This is a genomic window from Edaphosphingomonas fennica (assembly GCF_003034225.1).
Classification (GTDB): Bacteria; Pseudomonadota; Alphaproteobacteria; order Sphingomonadales; family Sphingomonadaceae; genus Sphingomonas_E; species Sphingomonas_E fennica.
Window position 1 is genome coordinate 92,163 of sequence record NZ_PHHF01000035.1, and the last position, 17,751, is coordinate 109,913.

Here is a 17,751-nt window from a genome sequence, read left to right on the forward strand (position 1 = left end):
CGCCCGCGCATCTCATGGCGCGTTCGCGGATGATGGAGGAGGAAGGATTGCGCGTCCAGCCCGGCCGCCGAGGAACCCCCTTCCCGATGGCCTAACCGCCGTGGAAGGCGCAGCCGCCGATGTCGCACCGCCCCTCGCCCACGCCTTCCCCCTGCTCGATCTGCAGGGTGGCGTGGCCGATGCCGAAGCGATCGTGGAGCATCGCCGCCGTCCGTTCCAGGAAGGCGTCGCCCGGATGCCCGCCCGGCACCACCAGATGCGCGGTCAGCGCCGTCTCCGTCGTGCTCGTCGGCCAGATGTGGAGATGGTGGACCCGCGTGACCCCCTTCACCTCGGCCAGCGCCTGCTGGACGGCGGCGGGATCGATCCGCCCCGGCACCGCCTGCATCGCCATGGCGAGCGATTCCCGGAGCAGCCCCCAGGTGCCGGCGACGATCACCAGCACGATCACCAGGCTGGTGGCGGGATCGATCCATTCGGCCCCGGTCTTCAGCGTCAGCAGGCCGGCGATCACCACGCCCGCCGAAACCGCGGCATCCGCCGCCATGTGGAGGAAGGCACCCCGGATATTGATGTCGTGCCCGCTGCCCCGCGCGAACAGCAGCGCCGTGCCCAGGTTGATGACGATGCCCACCCCGGCCACGATCATCATCGTGCCGCCGGGCACCGGCGCCGGCTCCGCGAACCGCTGGATCGCCTCCAGCGCGATCGCCCCGCAGGCGATCAGCAGCAGCACCGCATTCACCAGCGCCGCCAGGATCGATGATCCGCGCAGGCCGTAGGTGAAGCGCGGCGTCGGCCGGGTGCGCGAGGCGAACCACGCGCCCCAGGCGATCGCCAGCCCCGCCACGTCGGAAAGATTGTGGCCCGCATCGGCCAGCAGGGCCATCGATCCGGTGGCCAGCCCATAGAAGGCCTCGACGGCGGTATAGGCCAGGTTCAGGCCGATGCCGATCGCGAAGGCCCGGCCGAAGCTGGTTGGCGCGTGCGAATGCCCGTGCCCGCCATGGCCGTGGGCGTGGGAGTGGCCCGCATGCGCGGCGTGCCCCTGAGACACATGGTCATGTGACGCGTGGTCATGGGATGAATGATCGTGATGATGGGCGCCGCCCATGTCCTTGTGATTCCTGCGCCCGCTGCTGACCTTGCCTTAAAAGGCGCCACTATGGGACGCCGGTCAAGCCGGATAGATCGGATCGCCACGCATTCTTTGCGCCGCCTCCCCGCTTCGGCGCTTCTTCCTCCCCTCCCCGGAAAGGCGGGGGATGCCCTGCGTCGGTGGGCCCGGAAGGACCGTTCGGCCGGAAACCGCCGCTCCGGGATTCCAGCCGCTTCCCCCTCGCCCTAGCGGCCGATCAGCGCCTCGTCGATCATCCGGCGCGCGATCTCGCGCTCGCCCATGATCGCGCGGTCGGCGCCATGCGTTTCCAGATAGGCGGACTCGGCATCGCTGTGCGCCCTGGCGACGATGCGCAGCGCGGGATTGAGCGCGCGGGCCTGCTCCACGATCTGCCCCGCCTCGAAGCTCTCGGGGATAGCCACGAACAGCATGCGCGCCTTGTCGATTCCCGCCTCGCGCAGCAGCGCCCCGCTCGCCGGGTTGCCGGCCAGCACGGTGGCCTTCTCATGGGCGGGCAGGCCGGACTTGTCGGCCTGGGCCTCGATCACCGTCACCCGCTCGCCCGCGTCGGTCAGCCCCTTGGCGACGATGCTGCCCACCCGGCCATGGCCCACGATCACGACATGGCCGCGCACCGGCGCCGGCGGCTGGCCGCCGATCGCATGTTCGGGCTCCACGCCGCCCGCCACCCGCGCGGCGAAGCGGTCGATCAGCGAGAAGAGCAGCGGGTTCAGCATGATCGAGATGATCGCGCCCGCCAGGATAAGATCGCGCCCGTCCGACGGCAGCAGCTCCAGCGAAAAGCCCAGCGTCGCCAGGATGAAGGAGAATTCGCCGATCTGGGCCAGGCTCGCCGCGATGGTCAGCGCCGTCTTGTTGGACTTGCCGAAGGCGCGGACGATGCCGAAGGCGGCGATCGACTTGCCGAACATGATGATCAGCACCGTCGCCAGCAGGGCCAGCGGCTCGTCCGTCAGGATATCCGGGTTGAACAGCATGCCCACCGATACGAAGAACAGCACGGCGAACGCGTCGCGCAGCGGCAGCGTCTCCTCGGCCGCGCGCTGGCTCAGCGGCGATTCCGCCAGGATCATGCCGGCGAAGAAGGCGCCGAGCGCGAAGGACACGCCGAACAGCAGCGCCGCGCCGAAGGCCACGCCCAGCGCGATCGCCAGCACCGCCAGCCGGAACAGCTCGCGCGATCCCGAATGCGCCACGGAATGGAGCATCCACGGCACCGCGCGCCGGCCGACGATCAGCATGAAGGCGACGAACGCCACCACCTTGCCCACCGTCACCGCCAGCGCCGTGGCGACGCTGCCGCCCCCGCCCTCGGCGATCGCCGGGATCAGCACCAGCGCCAGCACCATCGCCAGATCCTCGACGATCAGCCAGCCGACGGCGATCTGCCCGCGTTCGGTGTCGAGGATGCGGCGTTCCTGCAACGCGCGCAGCAGCACCACCGTGGAAGCGACCGAGAGCGCGAGGCCGAACACGAAGCCGCCGGCCACGCTCCAGCCCAGCAGCCAGGCGAGCCCCATGCCCAGCAACGTCGCCACGCCGATCTGCCCCAGGGCGCCGGGCACCGCGATCTTGCGGACAGCCATCAGGTCCTTGACCGAGAAATGCAGGCCGACGCCGAACATCAGCAGGATCACGCCCAGCTCGGCCAGTTCGTTGGCCAGGCTCTGATCGGCGACATAGCCGGGGGTGAAGGGCCCCACCGCGATCCCGGCCAGCAGATAACCGATCAACGGCGACAGGCGCAGGCGGAAGGCGATCTGCCCAAGGATGAAGGCAAGCACGAGGCCGGCGACGATGGTGCCGATGAGCGGTGTTACATGGGGCATGCGGCGATCTGATCTCCCTGTTGGCGGTCGATCCCCAAGCTATGGAAGGATGATGCGTTATGCGAGGCGGAAACAAAAAGTAAAATTGCAAGCCGGCGCTGGAATTTCGTGACTCCAGCCCCCAAAGTCGGCGGCGATGCCGCTACCGATCCAATCCGACGCTTTCAGCGATTCGCTTGTCATCCTCGGGGCCGCAGGCCTCATCATCCCGGCTTTCGCCCGTTTCCGGGTCAATCCGGTGATCGGGTTCATCCTGGTCGGGCTGCTGGTCGGCCCGTCCGGCCTGGGCTCGCTGGTCGATCGGGTGCCCTGGCTCTACCATTTCACCATAACCGACAAGCATTCGATCGAGCCCTTCGCCGAATTCGGCATCGTGCTGCTGCTCTTCTCGATCGGGCTCGAACTGTCGTTCAAGCGGCTATGGTCGATGCGCGGGGCGGTGTTCGGGCTGGGCGCCGCCGAACTCGTGCTGTCGGGCCTCGTCATCGGTTTGGCGCTTCACCTGCTCGGGCAGAGCTGGGCCGGCGCGATCGGCCTCGGCCTCGCGCTCGCCCTGTCCTCGACCGCGCTGGTGCTGCCGATGGTCGGCACGACATCGGGGGTCGGCCGCGCCGCCTTCGCCATGCTGCTGTTCGAGGATCTGGCCCTGGTGCCGATCATCTTCGGCCTGGGCGCGCTCGCCCCCACCGCCACCGATGAAGGATGGGAAGGCCTGCTTTCCACGGTGATGCTCGGCGGGCTCACCGTCGTCGGGCTGATGGTGCTCGGCCGCTTCCTGCTGCCCAGGCTGTTCGCGCAGGCCGCCCGCACCAAAAGCCCCGAACTGTTCCTGTCGGCCAGCCTGCTCGTCGTCATCCTGTCGAGCATCGCCACCACGGCGGCCGGCCTCTCGCCGATCGTCGGCGCCCTGCTCGCCGGCCTGCTGATCGCGGAGACGGACTATCATACCGAGGTCGAGGTGATCATGGCCCCCTTCAAGGGGCTGGCGCTCGGCGTGTTCCTCATCACCATCGGCATGAGCCTCGATGTCCGCGTCATCCTCGCCAACTGGCAGGCGCTGGTGCTGGCGGTGGCGGGCGTGGTCGCCGCCAAGGCGATCGTCACCGCCGGTCTCCTGCGGCTGAGCGGGGCCGATCGCGGCATCGCCACCCAGACCGGCCTGCTGATGGCCTCGCCCTCGGAAACAACGCTGATCGTGCTGGCCGCCGCCGCGCAGGCCAAGCTCATCATGCCGTCCACCGCCGCCTTCTGGCAGATCGTCACCGCGATCGGCCTCACCATCACCCCGCTGCTGGCCCGCATCGGCCGCGATATCGCCAGCCGGGTCGAGCGGCGCGAAGGCAAGGATGCGCTGGACACGATCGAAACCAAGCCCGGCCGCACCGTCATCATCGGCTTCGGCCGGGTCGGGCGGCTGGTGGCGCAGATGCTGGATGCGCACAAGCGGCCCTATGTCGCGCTGGATGCCGATATCGATACGATCGCCCATGCCCGGCGGCGCGGCTACAATATCGTCTTCGGCGATATCACCCGGCCGGGGATGATCGACAAGCTCGATCTCGCCAATGCCAGCGCGCTGGTGCTCACCATGGACGAACCCGTCCAGATCGTCCGCACGGTGGCGCGGGTGCGCGCGGCTTTTCCCGATCTCGCCATCATCGCCCGCGCGCGCGATCCCAACCATGCGGCCGAGCTCTATCGCGCCGGCGCCACCGACGCGGTTCCCGAAACGCTCGAATCCTCGCTGCAATTGTCGGAAGCCGTGCTGGTCGATCTCGGCGTCGCCATGGGGCCGGTGATCGCGTCCATCCACGAAAAAAGGGCCGAGCTGCGCGCCAAGATCATGGAAATGGCGCAGACCACCCGCGTGCCGCCGCTGCGCGGCCGCCGCCTGCGCGATGCCGCGCCGGACAAGGCGAGCAGCGAAGCCGGCTGATCGGCGCGGCTTCGCCCACCCATCCCGGCTACCCTATTTGTAGAAGCCCTGCCGCAGCCTCACGCCGTCTTCCAGCCACGCCTTCAACGCGCAGAGCATCCCCGTCCAGCCCTCGCAATTGCCGTAGGATGCGGCAAGCCCCGCCGGCGTTTCGGACCATCCTTCCTCGGTGATCCGCACCAGCGTGCGCCCGTCCTCCAGCGGCTCGAAGGTCATGGTCACGGTGGTCAGCCGCGCGCCCGTGGCATCGGGCGGGGCGGTGCCGTCCACCGCATCCCATCGCAGGACGATGCGACTGTCCTTTTCCACCTCCGTCACATGGACGGGAAAGGCGCCGGGAAAATCGTGGAAGTCCCAGGATACCACCGCCCCCGGCTCCAGCCGTCCCTTCGCGCCGCCGGTCGTGAAATATTCCGATAGCCGGCCGGGATCGACGACGGCCTCGAAAACCTCGCTCACCGGCTTGGCGATGCGCCCCGCGATCGTGAACCTCAAGTCCATCGCGCGCCTCCAATCTCTGTTGCGCGGGCCATGATATGTTGTAGAATTATAACATGTCAATCGACGATCAGGATGATGCGCTGTTCAAGGCGCTCGGCCATCGCACCCGCCGCCGGATGCTGGACGCGCTGACGGAAGGACCGCTCACCACAGGAGCGCTCTGCGCCCGCTTCCCCGATCTCGATCGCTGCACGGTGATGCAGCATCTCGACGTGCTGGAAGCCGCCGGGCTGATCGTGGCCGAACGGCGCGGCCGCGAGCGCTGGAATCATCTGGATGCGCTGCCGATCCACGGCATCCACGAACGTTGGATCGGCCCCTATGCGGCCTATGCCGCGCACATGCTGGGCCGGCTCCGCACGGCGGCCGAGGCGCCCGCGAAGCACGAAGCCTGAGCCCCTCCCCTCAGCCGGCCCGCGCGGTCATCACGCCCCAGAACACCGCATCCCGGTCGGTCATGTTCTGCCAGGCGTGGCTGGCGTTGCGCTGGATCACGACGTCCCCGGCGCGGATCGTGGTGCGATCGCGATCGAGCACGAGATCCACCTCGCCCTCCAGCATCAAGATATAGTCGATCGTCTCGGTGCGGTGGAAACCATCCGCATCCAGGCCGGGAAAGCGGCCCGCCGCCACATCGCCCTTCATCGCCGCCCATGGCGGCAGCACAACGCGGGAGCAGCGGCTGCTGCCCCCATCCGGCTCCAGATGCCGCGCGGTGGAGGGCAGCCAGCGCTCCAGCCGCCCGCTTTCCCGCCAGACCACGCCGTCGGGCGCTCCTTCCACCCCCACGACCCTCTCGTCGCTCACGATATAGGAGCGCCCCTGCGCGTCATTGCCCGTCACGATCCGCCGGATCATCGCACCGTGCCTGCGGATCAGAGCCGCACCACCATCTTGCCCTTGTTGCCGCCGCTGAACAGCTCGCGGAACGCATCGGGCGCCCCTTCCAGCCCGTCGCGGATCGTCTCGATATTCTTGAGCTTGCCGGCCGCCGCCCAGGGGCCGACCTCGGCGAAGAACTCGCTCATCCGGTGCATATAATCGCTGATGATGAAGCCGCGCAGCTGCAGGCGGAACCCCACGATCCGTATGGCATATTGCAGCGACAGCGGCGCGCCCGTGTTGTAGCTTTCGATCATCCCGCACATGGCGAAGCGGCCATGGTTGCGCGCCACCGCCAGCGCGGCATCCAGATGCTCGCCGCCGACATTGTCGAAATAGACGTCGATGCCGTCCGGCGCGGCCTCGGCAAGCTGCTTCACCAGCGGCCGGTCCGCCTTGTAATCGATCACCGCATCGGCGCCGAGATCGCGGACCAGCGCGCATTTCTCCGCGCCGCCCGCCGATCCGATCACCGTCATGCCCTTCAGCTTGGCGAACTGGACGACGGCCGATCCCACGGCGCCCGCCGCCGCCGATACGAATACCGTGTCGCCGGCCTTGGCTTCCGCCACATCGAACAGCCCGAAATAAGCGGTCAGCCCGGTGATGCCGAGCAGGCCGAGGAACATCTGGTCCGGCACGCCCAGGTCCGGCAGGGGCATGAATTCGGGCGGCTTGCCCACCGCCTCGTCGCGCCAGCCCAGCATGTGCATCACCCGGTCGCCGGGCTTGAGGCCGTCGGCCCGCGATTCCACCACCACGCCCACCGCGCCGCCGGTCATCGCTTCATTGAGGCCGAAGGGCGGGACGTAGCTTTTCACGTCGTTCATCCGGCCGCGCATATAGGGATCGACCGAAAGCCAGGTGTTGCGCACCCGCACCTCGCCGTCCGCCAGCGGCGCCGGGGGCGTTTCGACCAGGCTGAAGCATTCGGGGCCGGGCAGGCCGGTCGGGCGGGCAATCAGGTTCCAGGCACGCGGCATCGCCATTCTCCCAGCTATATCTGACGCGAGCATAGGCTAGGCACGGGCCGGCGCAATCTTTCGAAAGGGCGTTCGGAAATTCGCAAAGCGGGCCGTCAGCCCAGCCGCCCGATCCGCTCGATCAGCCGCTCGCGCGCGGCCAGCACCGCCGCCCGGCGCTCGGTCATCACGTCGCGGGCCAGGAAATGGCCGGTGATGCGCAACCCGGCCAATATGTCACCCCATCCCTCCCCCTGTCCGCCGGCGATCAGGAAGGATGGCAAGGGCAGCAGCCGGTCCTCATATCCGGTCGCCCCCGCCAGGCTCACCGCCCGCCCGCTGCGGGGGCTGACGAAAGCGAGGCCCGCAGCGTCGCCGGTCGCCGCGCAAGCCGAAAGATCGAGGCCGAAGCCCAGCTCGCTCAATAGCAGCAGCTCGTATCGCGCCAGCGCCGCGCCCCAGCCCCGCGCCGACGGCGCCAGCTCGATCGCGTTCAGCAGGCCGTCCAGCGCGGCATGGAGCTGCGGGAAGGGCTGGCCTTCGGGCAGGGCCGCGGCCGTCAGCGCCGTCGCCCAGCCGATCGCGGCGGCGGCCAGCGGCTCGCCCATCAGCCCCGCCCGGCTGCGCACCAGCTCCACGGTCAGCCCGGCAAGCTGCTCCTCGCTGCGGGCGCGGAACTCGGCCGCCACCAGGTTGCCCGGCAGCAGCACCGGCCGGATCGCGCGCGATCGGCCGCCGCGCACATAGCCCGGCTGCAGGCCGTCATCGGGCGTCATCAGCCGCGCGACCGTGCCATGCTCGCCATGGGCGAGGACAGCGCAGACGATCGCGGTGGCCCTGATATGCATGGAACCGGCTTATCGGGGACGACGCCTCGATACCATCCGATAAGCGGCGCTGCGGCGCCCGGCTATGGGGGCCGGCTTTCGGGCCAGCCCCCCATCCCCTTTTCAATCGGCGAAGGCGATCCTCGCGCGATAGCGCCGCCGCCGCGCGGTCGCCCCGACCAGGCCGAAGCCCGCGATCATCATCGCCCAGCTTCCCGGCTCGGGAATGGCGCCCTGCGTCGGCCGTTCCGATCCGAAGGTAATGTTGTCGAAGGCGGTCTGGTTCGCGGTTCCGCCGAAATCGATCGATCTCGCCAGCCCTTCAAAGGCCACGCCGATCGGCGTCCAGTTGCAGAACTGGCCATTGGGATCGCCGGTGCAATTGTTGGAGAATTGGGCGGTCAGGTCGATCGATCCCAGCAAGGTGCCGGTGGCGCCGACTTCAGACCACACGTTCACCGTGGCTGCCGTCGAGGAGCTGTAGAAGAAGGAGAAGCCGGTTTCGAAGCCCGCCGCCACGTTCAGGACCGCATTGTTGGAATTGAGGAAGAACATGACGGTGCTGGCCGATGGCTCGTTGGCGATATTGCCGGTCCCGCCGGCATCGGCATCGATCACAGCCAAGGTGTCGTCGGAAAATATGATGCCTTGCGCGGCATAGAAATCACCGACGGGGTTGAGATTGCCGATCCCCTCGAAGGTCAGCGTGACGATCGCCGCATTCGCCGTCACTGGCAAAGCCAGCGACAGCGCCAGCAGCGCGACTGAACTCTTGAACATACGCATGACAGTTTCCCCAGCTGTATCGCCGTGTGGCGACGCCGCAGGAAGCCGCCGGACGGGGCCTTGGGTCAATTGGCGCAAAAGTATCTGCCCCGACATCGCCAGGGCGGGTATTCCGGGCGGGCGCGGCGCGCCTCAGATATCGCCGCGCGTGCCCTCGTCGCGATCGAAGGGGGATGCCACCAGCAGGTAGGCGAGCGTGGCGAATTGCGGGCTTGGTTTCAGCACGTTGACGCCACCGGTGCGCCCCGCCAGCGCCAGCATCGTATCGGGCATGTCTCCGGCGGGCCGCGCGGTCGATGCCGGCACGTCCACCAGCCGCACCGCATCGGACAGCGAGGCCGTAAGCGGAGTCGCCGTCATGGCCACGTCCGCCGCCCCTTCCAGCGCCGCCATCCGCACCGGCCGCTCCATCGCCGATCCGCCGCCCGGCGTTTCCACCTTGCGCGCCATCAGCCGATAGACCTCGTCCAGGCTCCGCGCGGTGCCGGATCGGGTGTAGAAGATCGTGCGGTTCACCGCCGCCTCGCGCGGGAACATCGCGGCGGCGGGCGCATCGGGATTGTCCTGCGCCGCCTTCAGGAATTTGCGGGCGCCCGCCAGCCCCAGGAAATGCGCGAAATAAAGGTCGCCCGCGCTCGGTTCCCGGCACAGCGCGGCGCGCAGGCCATCGGCATTGTCCTGTGCGAACTCGCCAGCCATCAGCGCCGATGCCTGCGGATCGTTGCGCAGGGCGAACACCGCCTCGCGCGCGGCCGGCGCCACCCGCCAGCGTCCGCCGCTCCACGAGATCGCATCCGCCGCCCAGCCATAGCCGTGCGTGCCGCCATGCTGCTTCAGCACGCCGAGCCAGCTCTGGTCGATGAACTGGTAAAGCCCGCCCGCCGAGGACGTGCTCGCCTTGGCATAGGGGTCCAGCCCGCTCTCGCTCTTGGCCTGGTTGAACAGATAGGTGAAGTCCGCGCCCGTCCGCTCCGCCGCGCGGCCGATCGCGTCGCGCACCGCCGCCTTGTCGGCGGAGGCGCGGATCGATCCGGTCCCTCTCAGATATGGCGCGGTCAAGGACGGTCCTTCCCTGGCAGATGCGCCTTCCTGCCGCCGATATGGTTAAGGAAGGATTAGCCAGCCGGGATCGACCCGCCCCGGCTTCAGCCCACCATCGCGTCGATCGCCTCGGCCAGCACGATATCGCGGGTGGAAAGCCCGCCGGCATCGTGGGTCGTCAGCAATATCTCCACCCGGTTCCACACGTTGGACCATTCGGGGTGGTGATCCATCTTCTCCGCCAGCAGCGCCACGCGCGTCATGAAGGCGAAGGCTTCGGAAAAATCGGCGAAGGTGATGGTGCGGGTTATGGCGTCGCGGCCCTCGTCATAATCCCACTCGTCCAGCGCCTCCAGCGCATCGGCGCGCTCGGTCTCGTTCAGGGCCTCGATCATCGTCCACTCCAGAAACTGTCAGGGATGCACCCTAGCGCGCGCTTTTGCGGGCACAAGTTCAGCCCGGCGATTGGAAGCCGCACGTTTCCCATCTATGCCACGAACATGACCGGCACCTTCGCCCCCACCGCCGAACAGATCGAGGCCCTCGCCCGCCGCGCGCTGGCGCGCATTCCGCAGCCGTTCCGCGACCATATGGGCACCATCGCGCTGTTCGTGGAGGATTTCGCCGACGACGAGACGCTCGATGCCATGGGCTTCGAGGACCCGTTCGAGCTGACCGGCCTCTACCAGGGCACGCCGATCGGCCAGAAATCGATCAGCGACGTCGCCGCCATGCCCGATCGCATCACCCTCTATCGCCGGCCGCTGCTGGACGAATGGGTCGAAACCGGCGTCAGCCTGGAAGCGCTGGTCACCCATGTCGTCGTGCACGAGGTGGGCCATCATTTCGGCCTTTCGGATGATGACATGCACGCGCTGGAGGATGCCGTCGGATGACAGCGGCGGGGGGCGCGGCCCGGCTGGAATTCGATCGCGTGGCCTGCCTGCGCGGACACCGGCTGCTGTTCGAGGGGTTGAGCTTCGCGCTCGGCCCCGGCGAGGCGGCGCTCGTCACCGGCCCCAACGGCACCGGCAAGTCCAGCCTGCTGCGGCTTGCCGCCGGCCTGCTCGCGCCCGCGGCCGGCGCGATCCGGCGCGAGGGCGCGATCGCGCTGGCGGATGAGCGCCACGCGCTCGATCCCCGCCTGCCGCTGGGCCGCGCGCTCGCTTTCTGGGCAGCGATCGACGGGCGGGGGGCCGATGCCGTCGCAGCGGCGCTCGATACCACCGGCCTTGCCGCCATCGCCGAAGTGCCGGTGCGGATGCTGTCCACCGGGCAGGCGCGGCGCGCCGGGCTGGCGCGCCTGATCGCGGGCGGCGCGGCGATCTGGCTGCTGGACGAGCCCGGCAACGGCCTCGACGCCGCCTCGCTCGATCGGCTGGCGGGGGCGATGGCCGCGCACCGCGCTGGCGGGGGCATCGTCCTCGCCGCCAGCCACCAGCCGCTGGGCCTCGCCGATGCGCAGGCGATCGGGCTGGCGCCATGAGCGCGCTCGCCCGCATCGCCGCCCGCGACCTCGCCCGTGCCTATGCCGGCGGCGGCGTGCTGCTGCCGCTGATCTTCTTCCTGCTGGTCGCCACGCTCTTCCCCTTCGCGGTCGGGCCGGACGCCCGGCTGCTGGCCGCCACCGGCGGCGGCGCGCTGTGGATGGCGGCCCTGCTGGCGGCGCTGCTGCCGGTGGATCGCCTGCTCGCGCCCGATGCGGAGGCCGGCGTGCTCGATCAGCTGGCGCTGCGCGGGATCAGCGAGGAAGCGGTCGCCCTGGCCAAGCTCGCGGCCCACTGGCTCGCCTTCGGCCCGCCGCTGCTGATCGCGGCCCTGCCCGCCGCCGCGCTCCTCAAGCTGGACGGCGCCACGCTCGCCCGGCTGGAAATGGGCCTTGCGCTCGGCACGCCCGGCCTCGCGGCGCTCACCCTGATGACGAGCGCGCTCACCCTGGGCCTGCGCGGCGCGGGCGCGCTGGCCGGCCTCGTCATGCTGCCGCTCGCCGTGCCGATCCTGATCTTCGGCGCGGGATCGCTGGGCGCGGCGGACAATGGCGGCCTCAAGCTGCTGGCCGCCGCCTCGCTGATCCTGGTGGCGCTGGCCCCCTTCGCCGCCGGCGCGGCCCTGCGCGCCGGCCGGGAATAAGGGATCAGATCGGCGAGGGGATCTTCGCCGTCGGGATCTTGAAGGTCGAACGGATCGCCTTTTCGAGCTGGCTGTCCGAAAGCAGGCGGCGCATCAGCCCCATCGGCTTCACGTCCTTGCCGACATAGGAGATCGGCTTCCACTTCGGCTGGTCCAGAATCGCCATCATCTGGTCCACCGCCTCGTCGGGCGTGCTGCCGCTCTTTTCCAGCATGTCGGGCAGCACCTGCTTCACCGTATTGCCCAGCGGCTTGTCATAGACGGCCAGCACCGCATCCGGCTGGGCGTGCCAGGTCTTCAGCGTGTTGGCATGGGCATTGGCGGACATGCCGGTCAGCACGCCGCCGGGCAGGATCGACGTCACCTGAATGCCGAAGGCGGCCAGTTCGTGCCGCAAGGTCAGCGTCATGCCGTGGATGGCGTGCTTGGTCATGTTGTAGGGGCCGGAGCCCACCGGATTGGCGATGATCGCGCCGGAGCTGTAATTGGCGATCCGCGCGGCCTTGGCCCGGCGTAACATCGGCAGGAAGGCCTGGACAACGCGGAGCTGGCCGAAGGTATTGATCTGGAAGATGCGCTCCACCTCCTCCATCTTCACGCCCTCGATCACGCCCACGGCGATATTGGCCACGCCCGCCACGTTCAGCAGCAGATCGAGGCCCTGCCCGTTCAGGGCCGCATCGACGATCTCCGCGCTCTTCCGCACGGATTCGCCGTCCGAAACATCCTGTTCGACCAGCGTGATGCGGTTGTCGCCTTCCAGATCGGTGGGCGCGCCGGGCAGCACGCCGGCAAAGACGCGCACGCCCCTGTCGGCCAGCCGCTTGGCCAGCAGATTGCCCTGCCCGACATTGGCGCCGGTGATGAAAGCGGTTCCGATCGGCCTGTGGCTTGCCATTATTCGCCTCCCCCAAAAGGCGATGTCGCTTCCCGCCGGCGGTCGGCGCCGGTCGTGCCACGCATCGCTGAACAGGATTCATTATAAGCCAAGCCGGTCCGCTGGCAAGGCGCGGCAAGGACGCGGGAAACGCCCCTTTCAAGCGGGGCGCCGGGGGATGGAGATGGAAAAGCGGGCGCCCGGATCGGCGCTCGCGACGGTCACGGTCGCATCCAGCTGGCGGGCTATATTGGCGATCAGCCGCATCCCCAGGCTCTGGCCACGGGCGTGGATGTCGAACCCCTCCGGCAGGCCCACGCCGCGATCGGCCACCTCCAGCACCACCCGGCCGCTCTCCGGCCCGCCCTCCGTCCGATCATGCAGCACCACCGCGATCGGCCCGCCCTTCCCGTCCGGATAGGCATATTTCAGCGCGTTGGTGACAAGCTCGTTCAGCATCAGCCCCAGCGGGATCGCCCGGTCGGTCGGCACCATGATCCGCCCGCCGGCGAAGCTGATCTCATGTTCCGGTGCGGTCTCGGCCAGGCGCAGGCACAATTCCTCCAGGAAGGCCCCGATATTGGTGATGCTCGAATCGCTCTGCCGCCACAGATGGGCGTGCACGTCGGCGATGGTCTGGACGCGCGAATAGGCATCCATCAGCACCTTCCGGCTCGCCTCATCCTCGGCATCGCGCGCCTGCATCGACAGCAGCGCCGCCACCAGCGAAAGGCTGTTCTTCACGCGATGGCTGATCTCCTGCGCCATCAGCCGCTGGCGTTCCTGCAATTCGCGCTCGTCATGGATATCGCCGGCGGCGCCGATCCATCCCACGACCCTGCCGTCGATCGGCACCGGCGATACGCTCACGCTATGCCAGCGATACATGAGGTCGCACGCGCGCCGCAGCCGCACGTGCATGTCGTATCGGGCGCCCCGCGCGAAGCCTTCGTTGCGGATGCGCACCAGATCGGCCTGATCGTCGGGATGGACGATATCCTTCCAGTTGCTGATGTCCGTCATCGGGGCAAGGCCGGCATAATCGCGCCATTCGCGATTGAAGAAGCGCACCCTGCCGACCGTGTCGGTCGCCCACATCTTGCGCGGGGCATGTTCGATATAGGCGCGCAGGCGATCCCCGCTTTCGTTCCACCAGTCCGCGCCCTCGGCATCCGTCATGCAGGCATCCTGTCGGCCGGGCGCCGCCGCTGGGCTTCGCGATGTTCGCAAGCGCACCCCGGGCTCATGTTTTTCGCGCACATATTGACCGTTTCGGAACGCCCTTTCATGTCAAAAGTTGCTCCGGGCCGCGCACGCCGCTAAGCGCGGCGCACTATGCGCTATATCAGCACCCGGGGCACGGCGCCCGCGCTCGACTTCGAAAACGTCACCCTCACCGGCCTTGCGGCCGATGGCGGCCTCTATGTGCCGGAAAGCTGGCCGCGCTTCACGCCCGAAGCGATCCGCGCGCTGGCCGGCCTTTCCTACGTGGATACGGCGGTCGAGGTGATGGCCCCCTTCGTCGGCGACGCGCTGGGCCGGGACGAGCTGCGCGCGCTCTGCGCCGAAGCCTATGGCCGCTTCGATCATGAGGCGGTGACGCCGCTGGTCCAGCTCGACGGGCGCAACTGGCTGCTGGAGCTGTTCCACGGCCCCACGCTCGCCTTCAAGGATGTGGCGCTCCAGCTTCTCGGCCTGCTGTTCGAACGCTTCCTGTCGCAGCGCGATACCCACCTCACCGTGGTGGGCGCCACCTCGGGCGATACCGGATCGGCGGCGATCGACGCGCTGGCCGGCCGCGCCAAGGTGGACATCTTCATGCTCCACCCGCTGGGCCGGGTGTCGGACGTCCAGCGCCGGCAGATGACGACGGTGCTCGCCCCCAACGTCCACAATATCGCCATCGACGGCAGCTTCGATGATGCGCAGGCCCTGGTGAAGGCGATGTTCGCCGATCGCGATTTCGCCGGCCGCTTCCGCCTGAGCGCGGTGAATTCGATCAACTGGGCCAGGCTGATGGCCCAGATCGTCTATTATTTCTACGCCGCCGTCCGGCTGGGCGCGCCGGACCGGCCTGTCGCCTTCTCGGTGCCCACCGGCAATTTCGGCGACGTCTTCGCCGGCTATGCCGCCGCGCGGATGGGCCTGCCGGTGGCGAAGCTGATCGTCGCGACCAACGTGAACGACATCCTCCACCGCGCGCTGGCGGAAGGCGATTATTCGGTCGGCACCGTCACGCCCACCGCCGCGCCGTCGATGGACATCCAGGTCAGCTCCAACTTCGAACGGCTGCTGTTCGACCTGCACGGGCGCGACGGCGCCGCGCTGGCGCGGACGATGGCGGGATTCGAGGCGACGAAACGGCTGGCCATCCCCGCAGCCATGCGGGACGACGCCGCCCGCCTGTTCACCAGCGCGCGCATCGATGCGGACGGCATGGCGCTGGCCATGCGCCACGCCGCCGAGCGCAGCGGCCAGGTGATCGATCCGCACACCGCGATCGGCCTTGCCGCCGCCCATGGCGCCGATCTCGATCCGCAGGTCCCGATCGTCACGCTCGCCACCGCGCATCCGGCCAAATTCCGCGATGCGGTGGAGCGCGCCACCGGCCAGCGCCCCAACCTGCCCGCCCGCGTCGGCGGCCTGTTCGAGCGGGAGGAGCGCTATGCCACCCTTCCCGCCACGCTCGAGGCGATCGAGGCGCATATCGCCGAACGCGCGACGGCGGCCGTCCCCGCATGAGCGCCAGCCTCCACCGGCTGGCGAACGGGATCACCGTCGCCATCGAGCCGATGGACGGGGTGGAGACGCTGGCGGTCGGCCTTTATGCGGATGTCGGCGCGCGGTCCGAGCCGGAGGGGCTGAGCGGCCTCGCCCACATGGTCGAACATATGGTGTTCAAGGGCGCCGGCAATCGCGACGCCCGCGCCATCGCCGAGGATATCGAGGATGTCGGCGGATCGCTGAACGCCTGGACGGCGCGCGATCACACCGTGTTCCACGGCCGCCTGCTGGCGGGCGACCTGGCGCTGGGCGTCGGCATGATCGCCGATCTCGTCCGCGCGCCCCATTTCGACGCCGACGAGCTGGAGCGCGAGAAAGGCGTCGTCCTGTCCGAACTGGGCGAGGCGCGGGATACGCCGGACGATATCGTCTTCGATCACCTCCAGCTCGCCGCCTTTCCGCGCCAGCCGCTCGGCCGGCCCGTGCTGGGCGACGAAGCCAGCATCGCCGCGATCGACGCCGATGCGCTCCGGGCCTGGGTGGCGGGGCAATATCGCCCAGACGGCCTCGTCCTCGCCGCCGCCGGCAAGGTGGACGAGGCGGAGCTGCTCCGCCTTGCCGAGGCGCATTTCGGCGACATGGCCCCCGGCGCGCCCGCCCCGCCGCCCGCCGCCAGCTTCGCGGCCGGCGCCAAGCATGACCGGCGCCGTTTCGACCAGATCCATCTGGCGCTCGGCTGGCGGGGGGTCGGCTATCGCGATCCCGCCGTCCACGCGCTCAGCCTGTTCACCACGGCGGCGGGCGGCGGCATGTCATCCCGCCTGTTCCAGGAACTGCGCGAGCAGCGCGGGCTGGCCTACAGCGTCTATGCCTGGGCGCAGAGCTATGCCGAGACCGGCCTGTTCGGCGTCTATTGCGCGGCCCAGCGCGATCAGGGCGCGGAAGCGCTGGCGCTGGCGGAGGAAGTGCTGGTCCGCACCGCCGAAGGGCTGACCGAGGCGGAGCTGGAGCGCGCCCGCGTCCAGGCCAAGGCCGGGCTGCTGATGGGGCTGGAAGGCCCGGCGGCGCGCTGCGATCATCTCGCCCGCCAGATCCAGGTCCACGGCCGCATCGTGCCGGTAGCGGAAACCGTGGCCGCGCTCGACGCGGTCGATCTGGCGGCGGCGCGCGAAGCCGGGGCACGGGCGCTTTCCGGCGGACGGGCGATCGCCACCGTGGGCGGCAAGCTGGCGAAGGCGGCATGAACGATCTCATCACCCTCGTAACCGAACCCTGGGCCGATTACGGCCTCGTCGATTCCGGCCATGGCCGGAAGCTGGAACGCTATGGCCGTTTCCGCTTCATCCGCCCCGAACCGCAGGCGATGTGGGCGCCCGCCGATCCCAACTGGAGCGCCGACGGCGATTTCATCGCCGCGTCGGACGAGGATGGCGGCGGCAAGTGGCACCTCGATCGCGAAGTGCCGCGCGGCGGCTGGCACCTGAAATGGGAGGATGTGCGCTTCAACGCGCAGAACACCCCCTTCCGCCACCTCGCCTTCTTCCCGGACATGGCACCGCAATGGGCATGGATGCGCGATCGCATCGCCGAGGGGGACGAGGCGCTCAACCTGTTCGGCTATACCGGCGTCGGCACGCTGGCGCTCGCGGCCAGGGGCGCGCGCGTCACCCATGTCGATGCGTCCAAGAAATCGGTGGAGGCCGGCAAGGCCAATGCCCTGCTGTCCGACATGGTGGACCGCCCGATCCGCTGGATGGTGGACGATGCCGTGAAATTCGCCGCGCGCGAGGTGCGTCGCGGCCGCCGTTACGACGGCATCATGCTCGATCCGCCCAAGTTCGGGCGCGGGCCGGATGGCGAGGTGTGGCGGCTGGAGGAGCATCTGCCCGGCCTCATCGCCCATTGCGTGAACCTGCTGGACGAACGCTCCAAATTCCTCGTGCTCACCGTCTATGCGGTGCGCATGTCCGCGATCGCCATCGCGGAGCTGCTCCGCCAGGCCACCGCCCATCTCGGCGGCCGGATCGAAGCCGGCGAGATGACCGTGCGGGAAGAAGCGCGCGGCCTGCTGCTTCCCACCGCCATCTTCGCCCGCTGGGTGAGGGATTAGGGCGG

General features: G+C 69.0%; 19 protein-coding genes. 8 read left to right on the forward strand and 11 right to left on the reverse strand.

Going from position 1 to position 17,751, the window contains the following annotated elements; translation table 11 throughout:
• Positions 1–91: 91 nt before the first annotated feature.
• The gene (locus tag CV103_RS08240; protein WP_107394606.1) at positions 92–1,114 is read right to left on the reverse strand and encodes a cation diffusion facilitator family transporter; all 1,023 of its coding nucleotides are present in this window, start codon (positions 1,112–1,114) and stop codon (positions 92–94) included.
• A 230-nt stretch (positions 1,115–1,344) separates the two neighbouring features.
• On the reverse strand, positions 1,345–2,970 hold the full coding sequence (gene ybaL / locus CV103_RS08245; RefSeq protein WP_107394607.1) for a YbaL family putative K(+) efflux transporter: 1,626 nt from the start codon (positions 2,968–2,970) through the stop codon (positions 1,345–1,347).
• 136 nt (positions 2,971–3,106) lie between these two features.
• Here ybaL and CV103_RS08250 point away from each other — a divergent pair, with 136 nt between their 5' ends.
• The gene (locus CV103_RS08250) at positions 3,107–4,906 is read left to right on the forward strand and encodes a cation:proton antiporter domain-containing protein (protein WP_015459569.1); all 1,800 of its coding nucleotides are present in this window, start codon (positions 3,107–3,109) and stop codon (positions 4,904–4,906) included.
• 33 nt (positions 4,907–4,939) lie between these two features.
• Here CV103_RS08250 and CV103_RS08255 read toward each other — a convergent pair whose 3' ends face one another.
• The gene (locus CV103_RS08255; RefSeq protein ID WP_015459568.1) at positions 4,940–5,407 is read right to left on the reverse strand and encodes an SRPBCC family protein; all 468 of its coding nucleotides are present in this window, start codon (positions 5,405–5,407) and stop codon (positions 4,940–4,942) included.
• A 53-nt stretch (positions 5,408–5,460) separates the two neighbouring features.
• On the opposite strand from CV103_RS08255, the gene CV103_RS08260 reads away from it, so the two are divergent.
• Positions 5,461–5,802, forward strand: a complete 342-nt coding sequence (locus tag CV103_RS08260; RefSeq protein WP_107394608.1) for an ArsR/SmtB family transcription factor — start codon at positions 5,461–5,463, stop codon at positions 5,800–5,802.
• Positions 5,803–5,812: 10 nt separating this feature from the next.
• On the opposite strand, the gene CV103_RS08265 is transcribed toward CV103_RS08260, so the two are convergent.
• The 6 genes from CV103_RS08265 to CV103_RS08290 all read right to left on the reverse strand — a co-directional run bounded on the left by CV103_RS08265 (position 5,813) and on the right by CV103_RS08290 (position 10,300).
• On the reverse strand, positions 5,813–6,265 hold the full coding sequence (locus tag CV103_RS08265) for a cupin domain-containing protein (protein ID WP_107394609.1): 453 nt from the start codon (positions 6,263–6,265) through the stop codon (positions 5,813–5,815).
• Positions 6,266–6,282: 17 nt separating this feature from the next.
• Positions 6,283–7,272, reverse strand: coding sequence for an NADP-dependent oxidoreductase (locus CV103_RS08270; RefSeq protein WP_107394654.1), 990 nt, complete (start codon positions 7,270–7,272; stop codon positions 6,283–6,285).
• Positions 7,273–7,367: 95 nt separating this feature from the next.
• Entirely contained in the window at positions 7,368–8,099 is a 732-nt protein-coding gene (recO, locus tag CV103_RS08275) for a DNA repair protein RecO (RefSeq protein WP_107394610.1), read from the reverse strand.
• A gap of 102 nt (positions 8,100–8,201) precedes the next feature.
• Complete coding sequence (locus CV103_RS08280; RefSeq protein ID WP_015459563.1) at positions 8,202–8,858, reverse strand: PEPxxWA-CTERM sorting domain-containing protein; 657 nt, start codon at positions 8,856–8,858, stop codon at positions 8,202–8,204.
• Between the two features lie 138 nt (positions 8,859–8,996).
• Positions 8,997–9,923, reverse strand: coding sequence for a hypothetical protein (locus CV103_RS08285; RefSeq protein WP_107394611.1), 927 nt, complete (start codon positions 9,921–9,923; stop codon positions 8,997–8,999).
• Positions 9,924–10,009: 86 nt separating this feature from the next.
• Positions 10,010–10,300 carry a 4a-hydroxytetrahydrobiopterin dehydratase gene (locus CV103_RS08290; protein WP_107394612.1) on the reverse strand — a complete coding sequence of 97 codons (291 nt, stop codon included), beginning with the start codon at positions 10,298–10,300 and terminating at the stop codon, positions 10,010–10,012.
• A 105-nt stretch (positions 10,301–10,405) separates the two neighbouring features.
• On the opposite strand from CV103_RS08290, the gene CV103_RS08295 reads away from it, so the two are divergent.
• The 3 genes from CV103_RS08295 to CV103_RS08305 are packed head-to-tail and all read left to right on the forward strand — an operon-like array spanning position 10,406 to position 12,035.
• On the forward strand, positions 10,406–10,801 hold the full coding sequence (locus tag CV103_RS08295; protein WP_041864936.1) for a metallopeptidase family protein: 396 nt from the start codon (positions 10,406–10,408) through the stop codon (positions 10,799–10,801).
• The gene (ccmA, locus tag CV103_RS08300; protein WP_107394613.1) at positions 10,798–11,391 is read left to right on the forward strand and encodes a heme ABC exporter ATP-binding protein CcmA; all 594 of its coding nucleotides are present in this window, start codon (positions 10,798–10,800) and stop codon (positions 11,389–11,391) included. Before CV103_RS08295 ends, ccmA begins: the two co-directional genes overlap by 4 nt.
• Positions 11,388–12,035 (forward strand): heme exporter protein CcmB, encoded by a 648-nt coding sequence (locus tag CV103_RS08305; protein WP_107394614.1) that lies wholly within the window; start codon positions 11,388–11,390, stop codon positions 12,033–12,035. Before ccmA ends, CV103_RS08305 begins: the two co-directional genes overlap by 4 nt.
• Before the next feature lie 4 nt (positions 12,036–12,039).
• Here the strand turns inward: CV103_RS08305 and CV103_RS08310 are convergent, their stop codons facing one another.
• The gene (locus tag CV103_RS08310; protein ID WP_107394615.1) at positions 12,040–12,933 is read right to left on the reverse strand and encodes an SDR family NAD(P)-dependent oxidoreductase; all 894 of its coding nucleotides are present in this window, start codon (positions 12,931–12,933) and stop codon (positions 12,040–12,042) included.
• A 138-nt stretch (positions 12,934–13,071) separates the two neighbouring features.
• A complete protein-coding gene (locus CV103_RS08315) occupies positions 13,072–14,091 on the reverse strand; it encodes a sensor histidine kinase (protein WP_015459556.1) in 1,020 nt (339 codons plus the stop codon).
• A gap of 156 nt (positions 14,092–14,247) precedes the next feature.
• On the opposite strand from CV103_RS08315, the gene thrC reads away from it, so the two are divergent.
• From thrC to CV103_RS08330, 3 genes are read left to right on the forward strand one after another with little or no spacing between them, the layout of a single operon-like run.
• On the forward strand, positions 14,248–15,654 hold the full coding sequence (thrC, locus tag CV103_RS08320) for a threonine synthase (RefSeq protein ID WP_107394616.1): 1,407 nt from the start codon (positions 14,248–14,250) through the stop codon (positions 15,652–15,654).
• Positions 15,651–16,880, forward strand: a complete 1,230-nt coding sequence (locus CV103_RS08325) for a M16 family metallopeptidase (RefSeq protein ID WP_107394617.1) — start codon at positions 15,651–15,653, stop codon at positions 16,878–16,880. Before thrC ends, CV103_RS08325 begins: the two co-directional genes overlap by 4 nt.
• The gene (locus CV103_RS08330) at positions 16,877–17,746 is read left to right on the forward strand and encodes a class I SAM-dependent rRNA methyltransferase (protein WP_015459553.1); all 870 of its coding nucleotides are present in this window, start codon (positions 16,877–16,879) and stop codon (positions 17,744–17,746) included. The genes CV103_RS08325 and CV103_RS08330 overlap by 4 nt, the downstream gene beginning before the upstream one ends.
• Positions 17,747–17,751: the final 5 nt, after the last annotated feature.

Excerpts from the sequence above, each read along its gene's own strand:
- recO (WP_107394610.1), bottom strand. The coding sequence starts at position 8,099 with ATGCATATCAGGGCCACCGCGATCGTCTGCGCTGTCCTCGCCCATGGC.
- CV103_RS08290 (WP_107394612.1), bottom strand. The coding sequence starts at position 10,300 with ATGATCGAGGCCCTGAACGAGACCGAGCGCGCCGATGCGCTGGAGGCG.
- CV103_RS08280 (WP_015459563.1), bottom strand. The coding sequence starts at position 8,858 with ATGTTCAAGAGTTCAGTCGCGCTGCTGGCGCTGTCGCTGGCTTTGCCA.
- CV103_RS08255 (WP_015459568.1), bottom strand. The coding sequence starts at position 5,407 with ATGGACTTGAGGTTCACGATCGCGGGGCGCATCGCCAAGCCGGTGAGC.
- CV103_RS08330 (WP_015459553.1), top strand. The coding sequence starts at position 16,877 with ATGAACGATCTCATCACCCTCGTAACCGAACCCTGGGCCGATTACGGC.
- ccmA (WP_107394613.1), top strand. The coding sequence starts at position 10,798 with ATGACAGCGGCGGGGGGCGCGGCCCGGCTGGAATTCGATCGCGTGGCC.
- CV103_RS08250 (WP_015459569.1), top strand. The coding sequence starts at position 3,107 with ATGCCGCTACCGATCCAATCCGACGCTTTCAGCGATTCGCTTGTCATC.
- CV103_RS08305 (WP_107394614.1), top strand. The coding sequence starts at position 11,388 with ATGAGCGCGCTCGCCCGCATCGCCGCCCGCGACCTCGCCCGTGCCTAT.
- CV103_RS08270 (WP_107394654.1), bottom strand. The coding sequence starts at position 7,272 with ATGCCGCGTGCCTGGAACCTGATTGCCCGCCCGACCGGCCTGCCCGGC.
- CV103_RS08315 (WP_015459556.1), bottom strand. The coding sequence starts at position 14,091 with ATGACGGATGCCGAGGGCGCGGACTGGTGGAACGAAAGCGGGGATCGC.
- ybaL (WP_107394607.1), bottom strand. The coding sequence starts at position 2,970 with ATGCCCCATGTAACACCGCTCATCGGCACCATCGTCGCCGGCCTCGTG.
- thrC (WP_107394616.1), top strand. The coding sequence starts at position 14,248 with ATGCGCTATATCAGCACCCGGGGCACGGCGCCCGCGCTCGACTTCGAA.
- CV103_RS08295 (WP_041864936.1), top strand. The coding sequence starts at position 10,406 with ATGACCGGCACCTTCGCCCCCACCGCCGAACAGATCGAGGCCCTCGCC.
- CV103_RS08310 (WP_107394615.1), bottom strand. The coding sequence starts at position 12,933 with ATGGCAAGCCACAGGCCGATCGGAACCGCTTTCATCACCGGCGCCAAT.
- CV103_RS08260 (WP_107394608.1), top strand. The coding sequence starts at position 5,461 with ATGTCAATCGACGATCAGGATGATGCGCTGTTCAAGGCGCTCGGCCAT.
- CV103_RS08265 (WP_107394609.1), bottom strand. The coding sequence starts at position 6,265 with ATGATCCGGCGGATCGTGACGGGCAATGACGCGCAGGGGCGCTCCTAT.
- CV103_RS08240 (WP_107394606.1), bottom strand. The coding sequence starts at position 1,114 with ATGGGCGGCGCCCATCATCACGATCATTCATCCCATGACCACGCGTCA.
- CV103_RS08325 (WP_107394617.1), top strand. The coding sequence starts at position 15,651 with ATGAGCGCCAGCCTCCACCGGCTGGCGAACGGGATCACCGTCGCCATC.